This is a genomic window from Peteryoungia ipomoeae, assembly GCF_004912165.1.
Lineage (GTDB): Bacteria > Pseudomonadota > Alphaproteobacteria > Rhizobiales > Rhizobiaceae > Allorhizobium > Allorhizobium ipomoeae.
The window spans coordinates 64,089-84,839 of record NZ_STGV01000007.1 but is presented as its reverse complement, the minus strand read 5'-3'; the positions used below and the strand labels follow the sequence as shown (position 1 = coordinate 84,839).

The 20,751-nt window shown below is 61.6% G+C and carries 12 protein-coding genes; 3 read left to right on the top strand and 9 right to left on the bottom strand.

Annotated features, from left to right (window positions below; translation table 11 throughout):
- Nucleotides 1-57: 57 nt before the first annotated feature.
- The 3 genes from FAA97_RS18350 (at nt 58) to FAA97_RS18340 (ending at nt 5,328) form a co-directional block, all read left to right on the top strand.
- Nucleotides 58-1,779, top strand: a complete 1,722-nt coding sequence (locus tag FAA97_RS18350) for a type I secretion system permease/ATPase (RefSeq protein ID WP_136600022.1) — start codon at nt 58-60, stop codon at nt 1,777-1,779.
- A gap of 6 nt (nt 1,780-1,785) precedes the next feature.
- Nucleotides 1,786-3,960 carry a cadherin-like domain-containing protein gene (locus FAA97_RS18345; RefSeq protein ID WP_136600021.1) on the top strand — a complete coding sequence of 725 codons (2,175 nt, stop codon included), beginning with the start codon at nt 1,786-1,788 and terminating at the stop codon, nt 3,958-3,960.
- Nucleotides 3,961-4,023: 63 nt separating this feature from the next.
- The gene (locus FAA97_RS18340; protein ID WP_136600020.1) at nt 4,024-5,328 is read left to right on the top strand and encodes an HlyD family type I secretion periplasmic adaptor subunit; all 1,305 of its coding nucleotides are present in this window, start codon (nt 4,024-4,026) and stop codon (nt 5,326-5,328) included.
- A gap of 401 nt (nt 5,329-5,729) precedes the next feature.
- Here FAA97_RS18340 and FAA97_RS18335 read toward each other — a convergent pair whose 3' ends face one another.
- The 9 genes from FAA97_RS18335 to FAA97_RS18295 all read right to left on the bottom strand — a co-directional run bounded on the left by FAA97_RS18335 (nt 5,730) and on the right by FAA97_RS18295 (nt 20,520).
- Nucleotides 5,730-9,938 carry a cadherin-like beta sandwich domain-containing protein gene (locus FAA97_RS18335; protein ID WP_168801042.1) on the bottom strand — a complete coding sequence of 1,403 codons (4,209 nt, stop codon included), beginning with the start codon at nt 9,936-9,938 and terminating at the stop codon, nt 5,730-5,732.
- Nucleotides 9,939-10,805: 867 nt separating this feature from the next.
- On the bottom strand, nt 10,806-11,534 hold the full coding sequence (locus FAA97_RS18330) for a phage tail protein (protein WP_168801041.1): 729 nt from the start codon (nt 11,532-11,534) through the stop codon (nt 10,806-10,808).
- 338 nt (nt 11,535-11,872) lie between these two features.
- A complete protein-coding gene (locus tag FAA97_RS18325) occupies nt 11,873-12,784 on the bottom strand; it encodes an FAD:protein FMN transferase (protein WP_136600017.1) in 912 nt (303 codons plus the stop codon).
- A gap of 3 nt (nt 12,785-12,787) precedes the next feature.
- Entirely contained in the window at nt 12,788-13,387 is a 600-nt protein-coding gene (locus FAA97_RS18320) for a nitrous oxide reductase accessory protein NosL (RefSeq protein WP_136600016.1), read from the bottom strand.
- Nucleotides 13,384-14,205: an ABC transporter permease gene (locus tag FAA97_RS18315; RefSeq protein ID WP_136600015.1), complete on the bottom strand. Its 822-nt coding sequence runs from the start codon at nt 14,203-14,205 to the stop codon at nt 13,384-13,386. Before FAA97_RS18315 ends, FAA97_RS18320 begins: the two co-directional genes overlap by 4 nt.
- The gene (locus tag FAA97_RS18310; RefSeq protein WP_136600014.1) at nt 14,202-15,101 is read right to left on the bottom strand and encodes an ABC transporter ATP-binding protein; all 900 of its coding nucleotides are present in this window, start codon (nt 15,099-15,101) and stop codon (nt 14,202-14,204) included. The genes FAA97_RS18315 and FAA97_RS18310 overlap by 4 nt, the downstream gene beginning before the upstream one ends.
- Entirely contained in the window at nt 15,067-16,395 is a 1,329-nt protein-coding gene (locus FAA97_RS18305) for a nitrous oxide reductase family maturation protein NosD (protein WP_136600013.1), read from the bottom strand. The genes FAA97_RS18310 and FAA97_RS18305 overlap by 35 nt, the downstream gene beginning before the upstream one ends.
- A gap of 3 nt (nt 16,396-16,398) precedes the next feature.
- Nucleotides 16,399-18,327, bottom strand: a complete 1,929-nt coding sequence (gene nosZ / locus FAA97_RS18300; RefSeq protein ID WP_136600012.1) for a TAT-dependent nitrous-oxide reductase — start codon at nt 18,325-18,327, stop codon at nt 16,399-16,401.
- A gap of 36 nt (nt 18,328-18,363) precedes the next feature.
- On the bottom strand, nt 18,364-20,520 hold the full coding sequence (locus tag FAA97_RS18295) for a NosR/NirI family protein (protein ID WP_136600011.1): 2,157 nt from the start codon (nt 20,518-20,520) through the stop codon (nt 18,364-18,366).
- Nucleotides 20,521-20,751: the final 231 nt, after the last annotated feature.

Here is a 20,751-nt window from a genome sequence, read left to right as displayed (position 1 = left end):
GGCACATCTGTCCGGCCCATGGGGCGGCCGGACAGGCAAGTTCAAGTGGGGGAAGCCATGAGTAAGCAGTCAAGCTACAAACTGTCCGGTGTCGGTCTTGTAACCGGTTTCGTCTTCGGCCTGTCCGGGATCATCAACATTCTTGCGCTGACAGGCGCCTTCTACATGCTGCAGATCTATGATCGGGCGCTGACCAGCGGCAGCATCCCGACATTGGTCTGGCTCTCGGTGATCGCGGTCGGGCTTTACCTTTTCCAGGGCCTGTTTGACATTCTTCGCTCTCAGATTCTGGTCCGCTTCGGCTCCAACGTCGACCGGCAGATCGCACCGCTCGTGCATCGGGTGGTCATCGACATGCCGCGCTTCGGTTACTCCGCAGCGGAAGCCTCCGAGCGTGGTCGCGACGTCGACACGGTGCGCGGCTTCCTGTCCGGGGCCGGCCCGGTGGCGCTCTTCGATCTGCCCTGGATTCCGGTCTATCTCGTCTTTGTCTGGATGCTGCATCCGGTGCTCGGCATGCTGACGCTCGGTGGGGCCGCCTTCCTCGCCTGCCTGACGATTGCCGCCGAACTCCTGTCGCGCCGGCATGCCAAGGAGATGACGCGGGCCGCGATCCAGCGCAACAACGTCTCGGACAACCATGTCCGCAACGGTGACATTCTCTATTCCATGGGCATGACGGATCGCGCGATCGACCGTTTCGAAAGCGCCAATCGGCGTCACCTCGACACCCAGACCGCCACGTCGGACATCGCAGGCACCTTTGCCGGCATTTCCAAGGTGCTGCGCATGATGCTGCAATCGGCAACGCTTGGACTTGGTGCCTATCTCACCATCCAGGGGGAAATGTCGGCCGGTGCCATCATTGCCTCGTCGATCGTCACGGGTCGGGCGCTCGCCCCTGTCGATCAGGCAATCGCCCAGTGGAAGGGCGTGATCTCGGCACGCCGGAGCTGGTCCCGCATCAAGGACACGCTTGCCGTGCTCGATCGGCCAAGCACGCAATTCGACCTGCCGGCCCCGAGCGAGGCCCTGGTCGTGGAGGGCATGACGACGGTCGCACCAACAACGGGCACCGTGCTCCTGAGCGACGTCTCCTTCAAGCTCACGGCCGGCCAGGCCTTGGCACTGATCGGTCCGTCCGGCGGCGGCAAGACGACGCTGGCGCGCTCGCTGCTTGGCATCTGGCCGATGTTGCGGGGGTCTGTCCGGGTCGATGGCGCCGACCTCAAGCAGTGGCCGACCCGCTTCTTCACCGAAAATGTCGGCTACCTTCCACAAGAGGTGGCGCTGCTCGACGGCACCGTCGCCGACAACATCGCCCGCTTCGATCCGGATGCCAATGCAAAGATGATATTCCGGGCTGCGCGGGCAGCGGGCATTCATGAGTTGATCGTGCGCCTGCCGAACGGCTACCAGACGCAGATCGGGCCTGGCGGACAGTCGCTTTCCGCAGGCCAGCGGCAACGCCTGGCACTTGCCCGTGCGCTTTACGGCGATCCTTTCCTGCTTGTGCTCGACGAGCCGAACTCCAACCTCGATTCCGAAGGCGAAGAGGCCCTGATGAAGGCCATCGTCAAGGTGCGCGAGCGTGGCGGCATCGTCGTCATTGTCGCCCATCGTCCAAGTGTTCTTCAGGCCGTGGACATGGTCGGCGTCGTGCAGGGCGGCAAGCTGTCTTCGTTCGGGCCAAAGGAGGACATCATCAAGGTGCCCGCCAACACACCCTTAAGGAAACCGGCGCGCCACAGCCCGACATTGTCTGTTGCAGCGGAGTGAGCCATCATGAGCACCGCCGTTACCGATCAAGAGGACGTTCTGAAACTTGGCCATGGCGACGCGCAGTCGGCCAAGGCGCCGGCGCGCAAGTTTGCGATTGCGGAGCATCCGGACAGGACGCTGTGGTCGCCCGGGATTTTCGCCGTTCTCTCCATAGGTATCGGCGCCTATCTCGGTCGTCTCCGCGAGATCGTCAACCCGGCGCCCAATATGCAAGCACCCGATGACCGCCAGCCGGAAACGCTTGATGAGACAGGGGGAGAGCCCCAGGACCACCAGGTGGACGGTAGTCTCGACATGGCAGCCTTCTGGCAGGAGATCCAGCAGCTTTACAATGCAGCGGCCGAGCAAGTCGATCCGCCGCGCCGGCTCTATTCGTCGATCCGCTTCAATACCCAGGACTTTATCCTTGAGGTGCCCTATGCCGCTCGCCCCTTCCAGGGCGTTTCAATCGACGTTTCAGCCAACAGCTTTCGCTTCCTGTCTCCGCCAGTTGCCAATGCAGGGTTCGGCAATCTGTTTCGGACAGGGGCAACGAACACCCCTTTCGACCGTCCCCCCGCGTCTGGCGATCAAAGCGACGGCGCCACGCCTCCGATTGACACCAAGCCGCCGGTCGATGGCGGGTCGACCGACGGCGGCAAACAGCCCCCGACTGGCGGCGGTACGGGCGGCGGCACAGGTGGCGGCAATCAGCCCGTTAACCGCGCACCCGTGTCCCGCGGACCGATCTATCTCGGATCGGGGCTCATCAATGTCTCCATGCTGCTGATGTGGGCCGATCTGGCTCGTGCCGCCACGGATCCGGACGGCGATGTCCTGACTGTCTCGGATATACGGGCGACCTTCGGCGAGATCCGCGCCTACGGCAGTGACGCCTGGATCTACCGGCCCGAACGCGACAAGGAGGGCATGGTCACGCTGACCTTCAAACTGAGCGACGGCAAGGCGACGGTGGAGGGCCAGGCCTTTCTCGATCTGCGCCCCCACCCGGAGACCGAGATCAGCGGAACCGATGCAGACGACGTGCTTCTGGGAACGCCGAACAAGGACGTTATCGATGCGGGAGCCGGGAACGACATTGTCTATGGTCGCGAAGATGACGACCTGATCCTGGGCGGTGCAGGCGACGATCTGCTGATTGGCGGGGACGGTCGAGACGTGATCCATGGCGGAGCGGGCAATGACCGCATCTTCGGCGGCGATGGCAGCGACGTCTTGTTCGGTGACGCCGGCAACGACACGCTGTTCGGTGAAGCTGGAAACGATAGCCTGATCGGCGGCACGGGCGATGACCGTCTGTCCGGGGGCGACGGAGACGACCGGCTGTTCGGCGAAGCGGGAGACGACGTCTTGTCGGGAGACGCCGGCAAAGACGTGCTGGAAGGCGGGGCCGGACAAGACACCCTTGCCGGTGGCGCAGGAGACGACATCCTCGTCGGCAATCTCGGCGACGATGTTTTTGTTGCCGGGACTGGACCCGTTCTCGAGCTCGCGAGCCTGTCGCCCGATGATGCGGTTAGATCGGCGGGTGATCCCGATTCCGTCTTGAATGACGTCAGTGGAGCAACGACCGGTACCACCATTCAAAACGACGGGGACGACGTTCTGAATGGTGGGGACGGAAGCGATACCTATGACGCATCATCTGCGTCGAGCGCCGTCCTGATCGATCTCGACACCGGCATCGCATCCGGCGAGGAAATCGGACAGGACCGCCTGATATCGATTGAAAACGCGATTGGCGGCGGCGGCAACGATGTGATAACGGCCAGCGCATCAGTAAACGTGTTTTATGGCAAGGGCGGCAACGATACCTTCGTCTTCGGGTCGGTCGCTTCGATTGCAAACAGCGGCGCAGGTTTGGATGAAATCCGCGACTTCAAGGTCGGCGACAAGGTCGATCTGTCAAAGCTTGAACGCGAACTCGGCCGGCTCCATTTCGACGACGGCGAGACCTCCCTTGAGCTAAACCGCGACGAGCACAAGACGCTCGTCAAGCTCTACAAGAAGATGATCGATGACGAGGACAGAGGCCACCATGTGCTGCAACTCGCAACCGACATCGATGGCGACCAAGACTACGAGATTGTCATCATCAGCGCCGATGGCCTCGGTGCAGACGACCTCATTCTGACCGCCATTCATCTGCCCGGACAACCCGAAGCGCTCATGACGTGATGCCAAAGCCGACCTCCGGCGCAATCGAACCCCAGACTGTAACCTGCGTATGAGAGAACCAAGATGACACAGCGACTTGATACTGCCGACACGAATGTCTCGCTGGCCGGCAAGGGCTTGAAAGGACGCATGCTCGCGGCAACCGCACTCGGCCTGGCTCTCACCATCGGGATCGGTGGCTGGGCCGCCCAGGCGAAGCTCGCCGGCGCCGTGATTTCCCAAGGGGAACTCGTCGTAACGGGCGAAACCAAACAGGTGCAGCATGTCGATGGTGGGACGATCGTGGCAATTCCGGTCAAGATCGGCTCCTCCGTCAAGAAGGGAGAAGTCGTGCTGCGTCTGGACGACACACAGCTTCGCCTGGAACTTGGCATCGTTCAGTCGCAATTGGCCCAATTGCAAGCCATGAGGGCCCGCCTTGTCGCCGAGCGCGATGGCGCTGATCTCCTCTCTTTTGACGGGCTGACGCTCGCATCCGACATCACCCGCGAAGAGCGCAAGCTGTTTGACGAGAACCGCGAGATGCGGGAGAACCAGAGACAACAGATCAAGATGCAGATCGCCCAGCTGCACAACCAGATCGACGGCTTGCGTGAGCAGGAAAAGGCAAATCTTGCGGAAAACGATCTGCTTGCCGAGGATCTCGCCGCACAGGAAGGTCTGGTGGAAAAGGGGCTCGCCAAAGCCTCCGAGCTGCGCGGACTGCGCCGGCAGATGGTTCGCATCGAAGGCACAATCGGCGATCTCGTTGCGCGTGTCGCCGAAGCGCAAGGCCAGATCAGCGAGCTCAATGTCCGTCTGATGTCAGTCGATCAGACCAGCAAGACCGAGCTGCAGAAAGAGATTGTCGCCGTGGAATCACGCCTGACCGAACTCGAGCAGCGTGCCCTGCAATTGACGGACCGGCTGGAACGCACGGTCGTCAAGGCGCCTGAGAGTGGCACTGTCTACGATCTGCAAGCCCACACGATCGGTGGCGTCGTTGCACCCGGCCAGGTGATCATGGCGATCGTTCCCCAAGACAGCGAACTCAACGTCCATGTCAAAGTCGCGCCGACCGAGATCGACCGCATCTTCGTTGGTCAGGTTGCCCGCATGCGCTTTACCGCCTTCAATCGCCAGACCACACCCGAAATCGTCGGCGCCGTCGACGTCATCCCCGCCGCCACGGTTGTCGACAAGGCAACGAACCTGCCGTTCTACAAGACAAGCGTCACTTTCGCGCCCGATGCCCTTGGCGAGCTCGCAACAAAATTGACACCTGGAATGCCCGTCGAAGTTTACATCGAAACCGAAGAGCGAACCGTTATCTCCTTCCTCGCAAAACCGTTCACCGACCAGATCAGCCGAGCATTCCGCGAAGAGTGAGAGATCTGGAGGCTGATCTATGTTGCGGGCGGCTCTGTCGGGCAGTTTGGAAACCCGGCAGGCCGGCTCGAACCGTATCCACGCATGCTGCGTGAGGGGAAAATCCCGGCATCGGTTCATCGGGGCCTTTGGCGATCGCCTGCGATGGCGATAGCCCGCTGCTTTCAAAGCAGATCCTCCAGGGGTGCATGGCACATCGCCTGATGCAACGCCAAAGCGGCAGGTCCGCCTGACACAGTGCCTGGGGTGGCGATCAGTGTTCCACATGCCCGCCACACGCGACCGCATCGCATCGGACGCTAGACGACCATGCGCCATCCGGGTCTCTTGTGAAAACCGGATCTCAGCCTTGCCGCCTGCATGGCGACGAAAAGCCCCATCATCTGACGCAGCCAATGAGATCAGAAGCGGACGGTCAGTCCCAGCCTCGCCCCGCCTGAAGTTTCTCCGTCTCCCTCGATGTTGAAGCGAAGGGCTGCATCAAGGCTCCAATTGCCGCCGTCCGTGAGGGCGAACCCCGTCCCGACCGAACCGAAGAGGCCGGAGCCGTCGAGACCGGAGACCCCGCTGGTGAGCGCAAGGCTCGGCGTGAGGAGCAGCCCGTTGTCGAGCACGTACTGACGAGCAAGCTCCGCTCCGAGGCTGATCCGTAACTGCTCCTCCAAAAAGCCGTCGAAGGAGAGGATATCGCCGTTCTCGTTTTCAACGGCGTAGTCATCCACCGTTTCTGAAAAATAGACCGCACGCAGTTTTGGCGTGAGCGTGGTTGCCGGATCGAGATACCACTGGCCACTGATCGACGTATCGAACAGGAAACGTCGCGTTTCGAACTCGCCATCCCAGAAGGCAGTCTCGATCTCGTTGGACGAGCCGCCATAGAGCAGACTGCTGTCCCAGAACACGCCGCGGCCAAGTTCAAGCGAGGCGTAGGGCCCGGCCAACCAGCCATTGCCTGTCAGGTCCGCATCCTCGGCCGCAGGATCGGTCATGCGGTCATAATGGAAGGAAAGGCCGACGAGAGCCCTTTCCGTCAAAAGGTAGTCCGCCCCAGCCGAGATCATGGCGAAACTGCCCCAGCGATCGTCATTGTCCTCGCGATTATGCGTGGCAATCGTGGCATCCATCCAGATGTTGAAGGGAGATGTATCGCCCCCCTCCCCGGCCTCGACCGCCCTGATCTGCGCCAGGCTGGTGGCAAAACCGAAGGTCACGCCGTCCGCAGAGGGCGACATGCGCGCATCGACAGGACTTCCCCCCGCCTGCATGCGCCGCCGCTGCAGAAGCCCTGGAACCTCGATCATATTCGAAATGAGGTTCTGGCGCGTTCGAACGAAATCGTGGACGAGACCGTCGATCTCTTCGGCGACGGCTAAAGGATCATATGAAAGTATATAGACCACACTGCCCAAGTTCGACGTGCCGAGAGCGCTGGTGAGGGTAAACCTGACAGTGACCTCACCGGAATAGGACGGGTTGGGCGTAAACTTCAGATAGAGGCCCAGGGGCCCCGGTGGGCCTGCCTGTGCAAATTCGCCGTTGACGATCTCGGCCGTTCCGCCGTTTGGCGGATCGACGGAGGCGACTGCCGCAGAAAGGAACGGGCCGCCCGTGGCGCCTGTTGCAAGATTTACGTTTGCCGGAACGGACCCTGGCGGCACGGGGACCTGCTTGTCGGTGACGGTCACCTCCCGCTCCGAGACGACAAGACTGTAAGCACCTGTGGCCGTGACATTGTTGGTATCGCGCGCCTCGATCGTGAAGCTGTAACCGCCCTCCGTCCCGACATCGAGCGGGCCGCGCAACTCACCGGTCGACACATTCAAGACCATCCCATCCGGCAGCGTTCCCGAAATGAGGCTGTACAGATAGGGGCCTGTCCCGCCCGAGGCGGTGATGGAAGCACTGTAGTCTTCACCGGCCATGGCCTCTGGAAGCGTGCCGGACGCGGGAGAAAGCGAGACCGATGTAGGAGGAGCCGGGTTGATCTGCAGGCTATAGGCGGCGCTGCCCGTAGCATTGCTGGCATCAGTTGCGGTGATGGTGAAGGTCGCGGTACCCGCCGTCGTCGGCGTGCCGGTCAACTGGCCATTGCCGGTGTTGAGCCCGAGGCCCGCAGGGAGAGTGCCGCCCGTGACGGAATAGCTGTAAGGACTCGTGCCGCCGGATGCACCAATGGATTGACTATAGGCAGCACCCACCTGGCCGGCTGCCAGCGCGCCGGATGCGGGTGACAGACTGATGCTGACCGCAGGTGCAGCACGGTTGACGATTACTGTATAAGTCCCGGTCGTGACGCCGTCCTGCGCCGTGACCACGACTGTGATGAAGTTGTCGCCCACGTTGAGATTGATGGCGCCCGAGGCGTTGCCGGAGGCGACTGCAACCGAGTTTACCGTGATGGTGGCGGTGGCATCCGTTACGGTCGGGGTGACGGTCAGTGACGTCACGGCATTGCCGACGGACGCGGTGTAACTGGTGGTGCCGCTGGCAAAGCCGGGCACCAGCGTGCCCTGAGATAAGACAAGCGCCGATAGGCTGGCATCGGTCGAGAGCGGGGCAGCACGGGTGGCGGTTACCGTGTAGGTCCCGGTCGTAACGCCGTCCTGCGCCGTGACCACGACGGTGATTGTATTGCTGCCGACACTCAGATTTATGGCATTGGAAGCATTGCCGGAAGCCACCGTAACGGAGTTCACCGTCACCGTCGCATTGAGGCTTGTCGCCGTCGGGGTTACAGTCAGCGAGGTCACTGCATTGCCGACGGACGCAGTGTAACTGTTGGTGCCGCTGGCAAAGCCGGGCGTCAGCGTGCCCTGAGATAAGACAAGCGCTGACAGGCTGGCATCCGTCGAGAGCGGGGCAGCACGGGTGACGGTTACCGTGTAGGTTCCGGTCGTGACGCCATCCTGCGCGGTCACCACCACAGTGACAACATTGCTGCCAACGTCGAGATTGATTGCACCTGAGGCATTGCCGGAGGTGACCGCAACCGAGTTTACCGTGATAGTTGCTGTGGCGTCCGTGAGGGTCGGGGTGACGGTCAGTGACGTCACGGCATTGCCGACGGATGCTGTGTAACTGGTGGTTCCGCTGGCAAAGCCGGGCACCAGCGTGCCCTGAGATAAGACCAGCGCCGATAGGCTGGCATTAGTCGAGACCGGCGCATCACGGGTGATCGTTACCGTGTAGGTCCCGGTCGTGACGCCATCCTGCGCCGTGACCACAACAGTGATGACATTGCTGCCGACATTGAGCGCGATAGCGCCCGAGGCATTGCCGGAGGTGACGGAAACCGAGTTTACCGTGATGGTGGCGGTGGCATCTGTCACCGTCGGGGTGACGGTCAGCGACGTCACGGCATTGCCGACGGACGCGGTGTAACTGGTTGTGCCGCTGGCAAAGGCAGGTGTCAGCGTACCCGCCGACAGGGTGAGGTTCGACAGGGTGGCGATCGTCGAGGCAGCACGCGTGACAGTCACCGTATAGGTCCCGGTCGTGACGCCATCCTGCGCCGTCACCACGACAGTGATGACATTGCTGCCGACATCGAGATTGATGGCATCAGAGGCGTTGCCGGAAGCCACCGCAACCGAGTTTACCGTGATGGTGGCGGTGGCATCTGTCACCGTCGGGGTGACGGTCAGCGACGTCACGGCATTGCCGACGGACGCGGTATAACTGGTTGTGCCGCTGGCAAAGGCAGGTGTCAGCGTACCAGCCGACAGGGTGAGGTTCGACAGGGTGGCAATCGTCGAGGTAGCACGCGTGACAGTCACCGTATAGGTCGCGGTCGTGACGCCATCCTGTGCCGTGACCACAACAGTGATGACATTGCTGCCGACGTTGAGCGCGATGGCGCCCGAGGCATTGCCGGAGGTGACGGAAACCGAGTTCACCGTGATGGTGGCGGTGGCATCTGTCACCGTCGGGGTGACGGTCAGCGACGTCACGGCATTGCCGACGGACGCGGTGTAACTGGTGGTGCCGCTGGCAAAGCCGGGCACCAGCGTGCCCGCCGACAGGGTGAGGTTCGACAGGGTGGCGATCGTTGAGGCAGCACGCGTGACAGTCACCGTATAGGTCGCGGTGGTGACGCCGTCCTGCGCCGTGACCACAACAGTGATGACATTGCTGCCAACATCGAGATCAATGGCATCAGAGACATCGCCGGAGGTGGTTGGAGCGCCGTTTACCGTCACTGTGGCATACGTATTCGTCAATGTGGGGGTGACGGTCAGTGACGTCACGGCATTGCCAACAGAGGCGGTATAGCTGGTTGTGCCGCTGGCAAAGATCGGCGACAGCATGCCCTCCGACAAAACAAGATTCGACAAGGTTGCAGTACTGGAGGGATTGATCTGCACTGTATATGTGGCGCTTCCGAAGGAGCCGTTTTCATCGGTTGCGGTGACAGTGAATGTCGACGTCCCTGCCATTGTCGGCTCGCCAGTCAACTGGCCGGTTGCGGGATCCAAGTTGAGACCCGCAGGCAGGGTGCCGCTGAATGTATAGCTGTAATCACCTGTTCCATTAGATGCGGTGATCGTTTGATCATAGTCCAAGCCGACCTGGCCGGCAGGAAGGGCACCTGCGGCCGGCGAGAGGCTCACTGGCGGCCCCTCAGTGCAGGAGACCCGGAGGGTTACCGACGCACCAGTGGTCAGATTTTCGTTGTTTCTTTGGACTTCAATCGTAATGAAAACCTCGCTTGGCGAAATAAGTGTTCGGCTGCCACTTGCACTAAAAGAACCGTCAGAACTTGTAATGGCACCCGACACCCAGTCTAGATCAGCGAAATCACCGACTTCATACCTAGCATTTGTATTTCCTGACGGATCAGCATTTCCATTTGCGAACCAAGATAGCGATTCACCGTCATTAAAATTGAAGCCGCTATCGTATTCCGAGGAATATGTCGTGCTGGAATCATTTCCCTGCATATCGGCGATAGTTATAGTCTTACCGTTTCTCCATTCATTATTTACGTCCTGACACGCCGCGGAAAGCGCTGCCTCGGAACGAGTCGCAGTCAAGACAAGTGCTGCCAGAGCCAGGCAGAAGAAGAGACAAACACGGCACAGAGCGTTGAACCGCGAATTGGTACAGATTGCGGCGGAAGATCGACTAGCCTGGGTTGCTTCGGGGAGCGTTGCCCCATCCAGCCCAACGGCGTCCAGCCATCCATATCCGTCGGCTGCCGGCAGGCCGCTTCTAATACCCCACATGCGTCGTCCCCCATGGCCGGGATGCCCCGTATCCCGCAAGCTCAACCCCTGTGGAAGCCATCGATGACCCGCAGTGTTACCCGGGCGTACTCAGCTCTGCGCTGCTATCGCCCCGGATACTCCGCGGTTTGCGCGAATCGCCCCAGCGGCTCACGCAATCATAGAGTGCTTCCAATGGTTTTACTTGCCATGGTTTGCGTGCATCAGCAACAGCTTCTGCAACCAAATTCGTGCACTTTATGCGAGAAGCTGTTATGGTCTGCTCGGGTATAGGCCGTCGACTTGAATACAGTAGCTCATGCCAAGAGACGGCGACTGGTTGGAAAAGGCATTTGCACCACCGGTGTTGCCAATGCTCACGGACCCACCGGTGATGCCAGACTGGTAGGTAAAACTGATCGCCCCGTTCCCGGCTGAACCTGTCAACTGTATGTCAAGGCCACTCAATTCCAGATCGGCTGAGGTGCTGTCGGATGGAACGTAGATGCTTGCTGCGCCGCCGCCTGATGTTGCCCCCTTGCCGAGATAGGAACCGGCGGCAAGGGTGGCACTGCCAGACTGATCCTTTGCATTGAACTTGCCCGCAACGCCGAGTGTGCCCGCAGAGGCTGGGATATTGACCGTCTGGGTCCCGCCACCGGTACCGTTGAAAGTTGCCCCGTGATTGTGCGGCGGAAGATTGGCCACGCTGAGGGTTGTGTTTGGTACGCCAGACGCGGTAGCAAAGGGCTGGGGTGGCAAGCCTGGGCCTGTGCCACTGCTGACGACGGCCCGACCACGCAGATCCGGAAGGGCAAACTGGCCGCTTTGCACAGAGCCACCATACTGGTTCGAGATCAGGCTAAAAAGTGCCTGGTTGCTGTTGATTGCAACCATTCTTCCGTCTGCCGGCAGCCAGCCTTGCGGGCAAAAATTGAATGCAAAGGCGCAGACCGTACCGATATAGGATTCAGGTCCACAGGCTTGAGCGGGTGCCGTCATGCTCACCACAGACGCAAATGCGCCTAGCCCCAATTTGCCAACCAAGCCGAGCCCCGACAGGCCGTGACTGATGACGCAACGGACGTTATGCTTACCCCTCATACCCAAGCCCCTCCAGACTGTTCAGAACGGGTTGCACCAAATCAACCTATCCGTGTTTAAGGTATACGTCACGTTTTTAAGTAGGTCTAGAGGGAATGTGAGCAAAACGGGTTATACGCCGCTCTAGGCGAGAGGTGCTTGAGGTCGTGAGGCGGTGCCTCTGATGCCAGCTTGCCGTCAACCTTCCTCTCGGCCTCGTTTCTGTCGTGAACGGCATCAACCCAAGGCTTGTGATGTCATGAAAGAGATTCCAGCCGGGCTCCTGGGAAACTCTGCACAAGTGCGGCCACCTGGCGATGGCTCTCGAGCAGGCATGCTGTCGTTGAAAGGGCATCCGCAATGGCCGCTGACGGTGCGGAGATTGAGACAGGTCCTCCGCTCGCTCTGGTGGGCAGGCCGCTGCGCGGATCAAGAATGTGCCCATGCCGCCCCCCGGCATCGAAGGTCGTGCCCAGTGGCAACGATGTGGCAAGCGCCCGCTGGCGCAGGCCGATCCGCTCGCCGCTCTCCAGCCGAACCGGCCACTCGCCGCCCTCCGGACTGCCGCCAAGAGCACGAAATTCTCCTGTATCGATGAGGATGTCCGTCAGTCCCTCGGCCTCCAGAAACGCAGCCACCCGGTCGGCGACATAGCCCTGGCCGATGCCGTTCAGCGTCAGCGCCATGCCCGGCCGCAGGGTGATTTTTGCCGCATCCAGCTCGACTCTATGCCAGCCGACCAAGGTTTTCGCCGCAGTGATCGCCTGCTGATCCGGGCGGCCGCCACGGGCTGCAGCCTCCGCCCACAGCACCCAGAGCGGCTGCACTGTCGGATCGAACCGTCCGTTGCTGGCATGGGTCACGGCGCTGGCCAGTGACAGGCATTCCAGCAGTTCGAATGGCGGCTCTTCGAGATGGCCCTGCCGGTTGAGCCTCGCCAGGGCGCTATCGGCGCGGTAGAGGCTGAGAATATTTTCCAGCCGGTCGATCTCGGCCATCACGCGGGCGGCGATTGCTTCACCATCGGGATGGTCGATCCGGATCGAAGCGCGCGCGCCAAGCGCCTGACCGGTCCAGCGCTTCGATGTTTGCGGTGCGGCGCGCGCCATCGCCGGCAGAAAGGCAAGCGCTGCGGAAATCGTGATCAGTCGGCGGCGGGTGATCGGCATGGCTCAGCCTCCAGCTTTGTTGGGCAGCGCGCGCAGGCGGTTCTGAAAATCGGCATCGCCGCTCTCCGGGCTCGGATCGGCGTCAACCTCGACCGGCGCCAAAACCATGTCGTCGGTGATCTCGGCAAAGGACAGCACGTGGCCACCTTCGGCGCGGGCAAACGCATCAGCCTTTTCGCGGTTCGAAAACGGCACGGTCTCGGGCGCGCCCATGCCGCCCTGCCGGGCCGAACCGACGACATAGACGGCCTTGTCGACGGCGATCCAGTTGCCGGCGCCGGGATGATCCCAAGTCGTGCCCGCAGCTCCCATGTCATTGACATAGACGGCGAGGATCGGCGCCATCTGCTCGGGCCCGCGCATATAGGCGATGGCGTCACGCACCTGGCTGAAGAACAGGGGCGCTGGCATGCCCTCAAGAAACACCTGGCCCTTGGGACCGGGATGTTCAAGCAGGTTCATCTGGCAGTAGTGGCCAAGCGTTTCGGCTGTCATGTCCTTGGGCGTCGTATCCTGCGCAGCCTTTTCCTGGCAACCGGCAAGAAGCGTCAGCGCGAGGGTGAATAGCACAGGGCGCAGCAGCGCTTTCAAGAGCTCTCTCATGGCGTCACCTTTCGAAACGCGGATACGGCAAGTGCGATAGCGAGGAGCGGCCAGAGGAACAGCGAGGCGGCCGATTGCCACAGCGGGATCGCGCCAGCCGCACCGCCAATGCCGCCGGCCGCGGCCACCGCCTGACCGGCGGACAGATTGAAAACGCGGAAGGCATCGGCGGGATTGGCCAGCAGGGCGACGGGCAGAGCCTGCGTGGTGAAGGCACCACCACCATCCGTCACGATCAGCGCCAGAAGCGCCAGATCGTAAAGCACGACCGCAACCAGCCAGAGCGCGATTGCAAGACCCGCCGCCCCAGAGGGCCGGCGCGCCAGCGCGGACAGTGCATAACCCGCGCCAAGGAAAGTGGCGCCCAAAATCACCGAAGACCAGATCAGCCGCCACAGCGAGCCGATCCCCTGGATCGCGTCTGGATCGGACCACACCGCCACCACCAGTGCAGCGCCATAGCCAAGCGTGACGGCCAGCGCGAGGATCGCCAGATGCGCGAGAAGCTTGCCGAGCAGGATCTCAAGCCGCGAAACAGGGTAGGTCAGAAGCAGCGGCAGTGTGCCGCGTTCCACTTCACCCGCCACGGCATCAAAGCTCATCAGCAGCGCGAGAAGCGGCACGAGATAGACGGCAAGCGAGGTCAGCGAGGCGACCGTGACCGACAGACGGTCGACGCCCACATCGCCTGTTGGCGCGGAGCCGGCAGCGGCCAGCACGAGCGCAAACAGCACCATCATACCTGTGGCGATCAGAACCCAGCGATTGCGAAACGCGATACGGAATTCGCTGGTCGCGGTGGCGAGGATGCGGCTCATTGCCCATCCCTCCGGCTGAAATGGCTATAGATGTCCTCAAGGCTCGGCGGAATCACATCGAGGTCAGCGACCTCGGTGCCACGCGCCGTGATCCGGGCGAGAAGCGGCAGCTTCTCTGCCTGCGCGCAGGAGATACGCAGCATGCCCTCGGCACCGATGGCGGCCTCGGGAAATGCGGCTGCCAGCGATGCCGCATGGCCCTGTGCCGGCCGAACAAGAAGCGTGATCGGCAGGGCCGCCCGTGTCCGAAGATCGGCAAGCGTGCCTTCCGCCACGAGCTGGCCGCCGGACAGGATCAGGATGCTGTCGGTGCGTGCCTCGACCTCGGTCAGGACGTGCGAGGACAGGAGGATCGCGGTACCATCGGCAGAAAGACCGTCGAGCAGGTCGTAGAAATCCCGCCGCGAGACCGGATCGAGGCCCGAGGTCGGCTCGTCGAGCACCAGAAGACGCGGCCGGCCGATCAGGGTCTGGGCGAGGCCGACGCGCTGGCGCATGCCCTTGGAATAGGTGCCGATCCGTCGCCGGGCCGCATGGGCAAGCCCCACGCGAGCCAGAAGCTCCGGCGCCATGCGGGGACTTTCCCCACGCAATGAGAGATAGTGGCGGATCTGTTCCTCGCCTGTCAGGGCCGGATGGAAGGCGACGTTTTCCGGCAGATAGGCCACCTGCATGCGCGCGGCAGCCGTTCCCGGCATCTCGCCGCAGACGGTGACGTCACCACTGTCGAAGGGGATCAGCCCGAGGATGATCTTCATCATCGTCGACTTGCCGGCGCCGTTATGTCCAAGAAGCGCGGCGCGCTTTCCCGGCTGCAAGGTCAGCGACACCTGCCGGAGCGCCTCGACGGACTGAAAGCGCTTAGTGAGCCGAGAGATTGTCAGGGTCGGTGTCATCATAATTTCCTGTCGCCCAACGGCCGGCGGCCTCGGCTTCGTAGCCCAGGATTTCCGGGGGAACGGCAATTGTCAGGGGGTGCATCAATGGGGCGCTGTCGCGTACGCCGCCCGGCAGCGTGGCAGGGAAGTCCCGCTGGCTCCAGCGCACCAGTTGGACCGCCGGTGACCCGATCAACAGGCTTGCGGCGGGTTGCGACCAGAGGATCTGGTCCATCAAGTCATTGGGGCGATAAAAACTGTCGGCGATACCGTCGCCATTAAGGTCGAAGGCCGGATGGTCGGACCAGAAATTACCCCTGCCCTCATGGCTCCATTCCATGTTGCGGGTTCCGACATATTTCACCTGCTCACGATTGGCGATGAAGGCGTTGCCGGTCAACACGTTCTTCTCCGAACCGGCGGTAAAGTGGATGCCGATGCCGCAGCCCTCGAAGCGGTTGTCCCAGATCAGGTTCTTGTGGGCGTTGTAGATGAAGAAGCACTTCTTCGTGCCGCCGCGCACCAGATTGCCGGTGACGTCGGCATTGTTGGCATAGTTCAGCATCAGCCCGTGCTCGCGGTCGCCGAGGCTCATATTGTTGAGGATTTTTGCCTGGTTCGAAAACATGATGGCAAAGCCGAGATGGTTGCCGATCGAGATATTGCCGGAGACCTCGGTGTTGCGGGTGTACATGAAATGTACGGCAAAACGCAGGTCGCGCATGACATTGCCGCGATAGATGCTGTTCGAGCTGGCATTGGAAAAGATGCCGTCGCGCCCGAACCGGATGACATTGTTCTCCAGCAGGGTGCCGGGGCTGTTCCAGACATAAATGCCATTGCCGCGCTCGTTCATGCGCGGGCTGTCGAGGCCAGTAATCTCGTTGCCAGCCACCACCGCATCGCGACCGCCATGCACGTCGATGCCATGCATGTTGCCTGTGACATGCAGCTTTTCGATACGGGCGCGATCGGCGCCCTTTTCGATCTTCACGCCGGCATCGAGGTTCTCATTGACCCGGCCCGAGCCGGTCACGGTGAAGCCGGTCAAGCGGACATCGGATGCGGTAATCGTCATGACGCTGCCCAAGCCCTCTCCATCGACGACCGCGCCGCGTGGGCCGGCGATGGCAAGGGACCGGTCGATGGTGACGGGGCCGAGATAGGCCCCGTCGCTCAGTGTCAGCACATCGCCGGGCGCCGCCCCGGCGATGGCGGCGGCAAGACTGCCCGTGCCCGGCGCGACCATACGCTCCGCCGCCGCAAGCGGCGAGGCGAGAACAAGGCCGATCAGGACGACGAACAACCGCATGGCTCAGACGCCCTTCGGCTCGACGAACATGCGTCCGCGCATTTCCATGTGCAGGGCATGGCAGAACCACTGGCAATAATACCAGTAGACGCCCGGATTGGCGGCGACGAAGGTGACCGAACTCGTCTGCTGCGGGCCGATTTCGATGGCCACGCCATGATTGCCCATGGTGAAGCCGTGCGTCAGATCATCGATGTCATCGAGATTGGTGACGATCACCGTGACCTCGTCGCCTTCCTTGACCGTGAAGCTCTCCTGGCTGAAGGCCGGAGCGACCGAGGTCATGTAGACGCGCACCTTGTTGCCGTCGCGGATCACCGCATCGGTCCACTCGTCGATGTTGACGCCATCGGCCTCAGCCTGCTTGCGGGTTTCGGCCCAGAACGGATCCTTGCGGTCCCAGGTGGAGCGGATGTTCGGCAGAATCGACGGCGCAACCGCGATCGCGTCATGTGGTTCGGCGAAATTCGGGCCGTCATGCACGAGCTTCATCTTGTCGCCGGAGATGTCGATCAGCTGGTCATTTTCCGGCTTCAGCGGACCGACATTCAGGAAGCGATCCTTGGAGAACTTGCACAGGCACACCAGCCAGTCGCTCGAGGCATCCAGCGTTTCGCCCATGACCGTCTTCAGGTGGCCCGGCTGATACTGGACATCGATCTTGTCCTTGATCGGATTGATCTTTTCGCCGGCATAGGCCTTGATCGCGTCCTCGATGTTCCACTTGGCCACCTGGCTGTCCAGGAAGAGCGAGGTATAGGCATTGCCGCGACCGTCAAAGGCCGTGTGCAATGGGCCGAGACCAAGTTCCGGTTCAGCGACGACGGCGCTGCGCGGCTCGGCATTGTCATAGAACAGCGCATCGAACTTGGTCACGTCAAGCACGGTGACCGTCGGCGAAAGTTTGCCGCCGATGCACAAATGCTTCTTGTCCGGCGCCATGTTGCAGCCATGCGGATTGTTCGCGATCGGGATGTAGCGGGTGAAGAGGGACTTGGCCTCCTTGCGGCCGTCGAGCACCTTGACGCCGTTGACTTCCTTGAACTGGCCGGCGGCGATGGCCTTTTCGATCTCGGCCAGATTGAAGATGACGACATGGTCCATCTCGGACTTGGTCATTTCTTCAAGCGTCATGCCCATTTCGGAGTTGTAGCTGGTCGAGAAGGCCCATTTGCCCTCATAGTCAGCGTCGCAATTGTCGAGATTGCCGGACACCTGAACCTGCCACGCCACGTCCCACTTTTCCGCATCAACGGCGGTGAAGATGTTCACATAGGTCGACACGTCCTTCATGGTCGATCCGTCATTGACCAGCGGCGCTTCGTCCTCGCCATTGCAGAAGACGTAGTTCGTCTTGGGCCACTTCTGCGGACGCATGCCATGGATGCCCTTGGCATTCGGGATTTCCAGGATGGCGTCGGTCTTCATCACGTCACAACGGACGCGGGCAACACGGGTATTGGCCTTGTCGTTCATGAACAGGAAGCGGCCGTCATATTTGCCCTCGGTGAAGGACATGTGGACGTGGTGCAGATCTCCATTGTCGTGGATCTTCTTGCCGTTGGCGGCGAGCTGCTTCTTGGTCTTCTCCGACATGGTCCGCTGGTGGATGCGGATCGATTCATTGGTCAGGCCCCAGCCGGTGGCCGAGCAACGGTTGAACACCGGAACGCGCATCAGTTCGCGCATCGAGGGGATGCCGAGAATGCGCATTTCACCTGTCTGGCCGGAGGACCAGAAGCCGTAGTAATCGTCGAGCTTGCCGGGTGCGACCGAGCCATCGCCCTCGGCGGCAGCGAGCGCCGGTGTCGCCATGACGGCCGCGCCGAGGCCAAGCGCGCCGGCCCCCATGCTTCCGGCCAGAACGGCAGTGCCGGCCGTGGCGCTGAACAGCTCTCGCCGGCTCAGGCCCTTGGTTTCTTTCGTTTCCATCGTCGATGTCCTTCTTCGGTTAGACTTTGGCTTCGGTTAGACTTTGGCTGCGGATTGGCCGATCGGCGCCCCGCCCGGGCTTGCCGCCAGCTTGGCCCGCGATTTCATCTTCTTCATCACCACGGGACAGACGCTCTCGGACTGGTAGAGCACCTGGCAGTGCAGGCAGTTGATGCACTCGTTCGGATTGATCTCGCCGGTCTTGTGGATGGCCTGCACCGGACACTGGTTGGAGCAGGTCTGGCAGGGATTTCCGCACTCGTGGTAGCGCTTCAGCCAGTCGAACATGCGGATGCGGGCGGGTATCGCGAGTGCCGCGCCGAGCGGGCAGAGATAGCGACAGTAGAAGCGTTCGACGAACAGGCCGGCCACAAGAAGAGCGCTCGCATAGGCGACAAACGGCCAGGCGCGGATGAATTTCAGGATGATCGCGGTCTTGAAGGGTTCGATCTCGGCCAGGTGCTCTGCCTGCTCGACGCTCATAAGCGAAACCCCGAACAGGCCGAGAAAGATCATGTATTTGAGCGGCCACAGGCGCTCATGCAGCCCCCAGGGCAAAGTCCATTGCGGAATATGCAGCTTGCGGGCGATCTGGTTGGTCAGCTCCTGCAGGGCACCGAAGGGGCAGAGCCAGCCGCAATAGGCGCCACGTCCCCAGAAGAGCAACGCCGCCGCCACCGAGAACCAAAGGATGAAGGTAAGCGGATCGAGCAGGAAGGCCTGCCAGCTGAAACCGGTGACCAGACTGCCGAACAGGGCCATCAGGTTGACCACCGACAACTGGGCATTGGCATACCAGCCGAGGAAAACCAGCGTTACCGTGAGAAAAGCGATGCGGAAAATGTAGAAGGCACGGGCGTTTCTGACGGCATAGGTCTGGAAGAAGAAGACCGCCGTCAGCACGAAGAGCATGGTGCCGAGAACCGCGATCTCCAGCGTCTTGTCACGCCAAATGCGCTTCCAAAGATCCGCCTGGGCAGAGCCCTCATCCTTGTCGGCTACACTCGCAACCTCGACGGGCACGGCGGCGACGGCCTTCAGATACTTCTGCGGCAACTGGTAGCCGAGATCGAAGGTATGGAAGACCTTCTCGATCGGCCCGACCTCGCGATGCGCCAGAAGCTGGATGCGGAAGGGTTTGGCTGGATCGAAACCGACATTGGCCGGAATGCGAAACAGGTCCATCTCGGTGAATTCGGGTGCGCCCGAGAGCGCGATCCCGCCCAGACGACGATGGTCGCGATCGCGGAAACGCACCGACACGTCGTCCTGGATCAGCACGATGCGGTCGAAGATGCCGCCGCGTACATAGCCCGAGCCCTTGAACGAGTAGAGCCCCCTGCCGACGATGGAGATGGCGCTCTCACCCTCTTTCAGCCAGGTTTTCAGATTGGCCTCCTCGGCCGTCCCGAGCAGGGACTTGCCGATGGCGGGAACAGAGACAAGCGCCGCATGCATGTCGATGAAGGTGGTATCAGGTGCTTCCGTCAGCGCACGTTCGCGGGCACGCGCATCGGCATGTTCGGCAAAGGCGGCATTGACCTGTGCAACGTCGAGCGACAGCCGCCGGATTGTGCCGTCACCTTCCGCCTCGATCCAATCGACAGGTGCTGCAGCGTCGGCATCGACCGTGAAGCGTGGTCCGGCCTCACCGCTCTCCGGCGTCAGCCCCCCGAGCCCCAGCGCCCGCGCCACCTTCAAGCCGGACCGCACGATCGAATCGTCGATCACCATGACGGTGACCGTGGCGCCGGAGATGATGTCTACTTCATGCGCCGTGCCGCCGGACTTCGCCTCGGCGACGAGGTCGAGGCCGGCATAACCTGATACTAACGCCTTGACCTTGGCTTCGGGAATGCCAATGAGCACGATCGGCTCGGAATGTTTCACCAGTTGCACGCCGAGTATTTTCGCGTCGAGACCGACCGCCACCAGCGTGTGGATCGGCTTGCCGGAATAACCGGTCGTGCCGACGAAATCCGACGTGGCGAACACCCAGGCGACCGTCTTTCCGCCCTCGAGCACGGGGGCGACCGCCAGATCCTCGCGGATGGGTCCGAAACTGTCAGCGCCCGGCACAAGATCGGAGACCTTGGCCGCGGGGAGATACTCCTGCAGCACCGGCGCCGCGCTGGCCGAGACAGCCAAGCAGAGGGAGGCACAAAACAAAAGGACCAGACGGAAGAATTTCATTCCAGTTTTCCCGCGTAACGTCGCAGGAGCATTGGCGGCTTCCCGGTGCAGGATCGTTGCGCTGGAGCAAGCAGTTCGGAAATTCCTGAATGATTGCGTGGGGCTAAAATCATTCCGCCACAGCGCGCAGCCATCAACCGGCAAACATCCGCCCGCCGATCAGGCTCTCGACTTCGCCTGTAAACGATGACATTCCACAGCTTGGCGAGCCGCGGAGCACGCTTAAGGAAC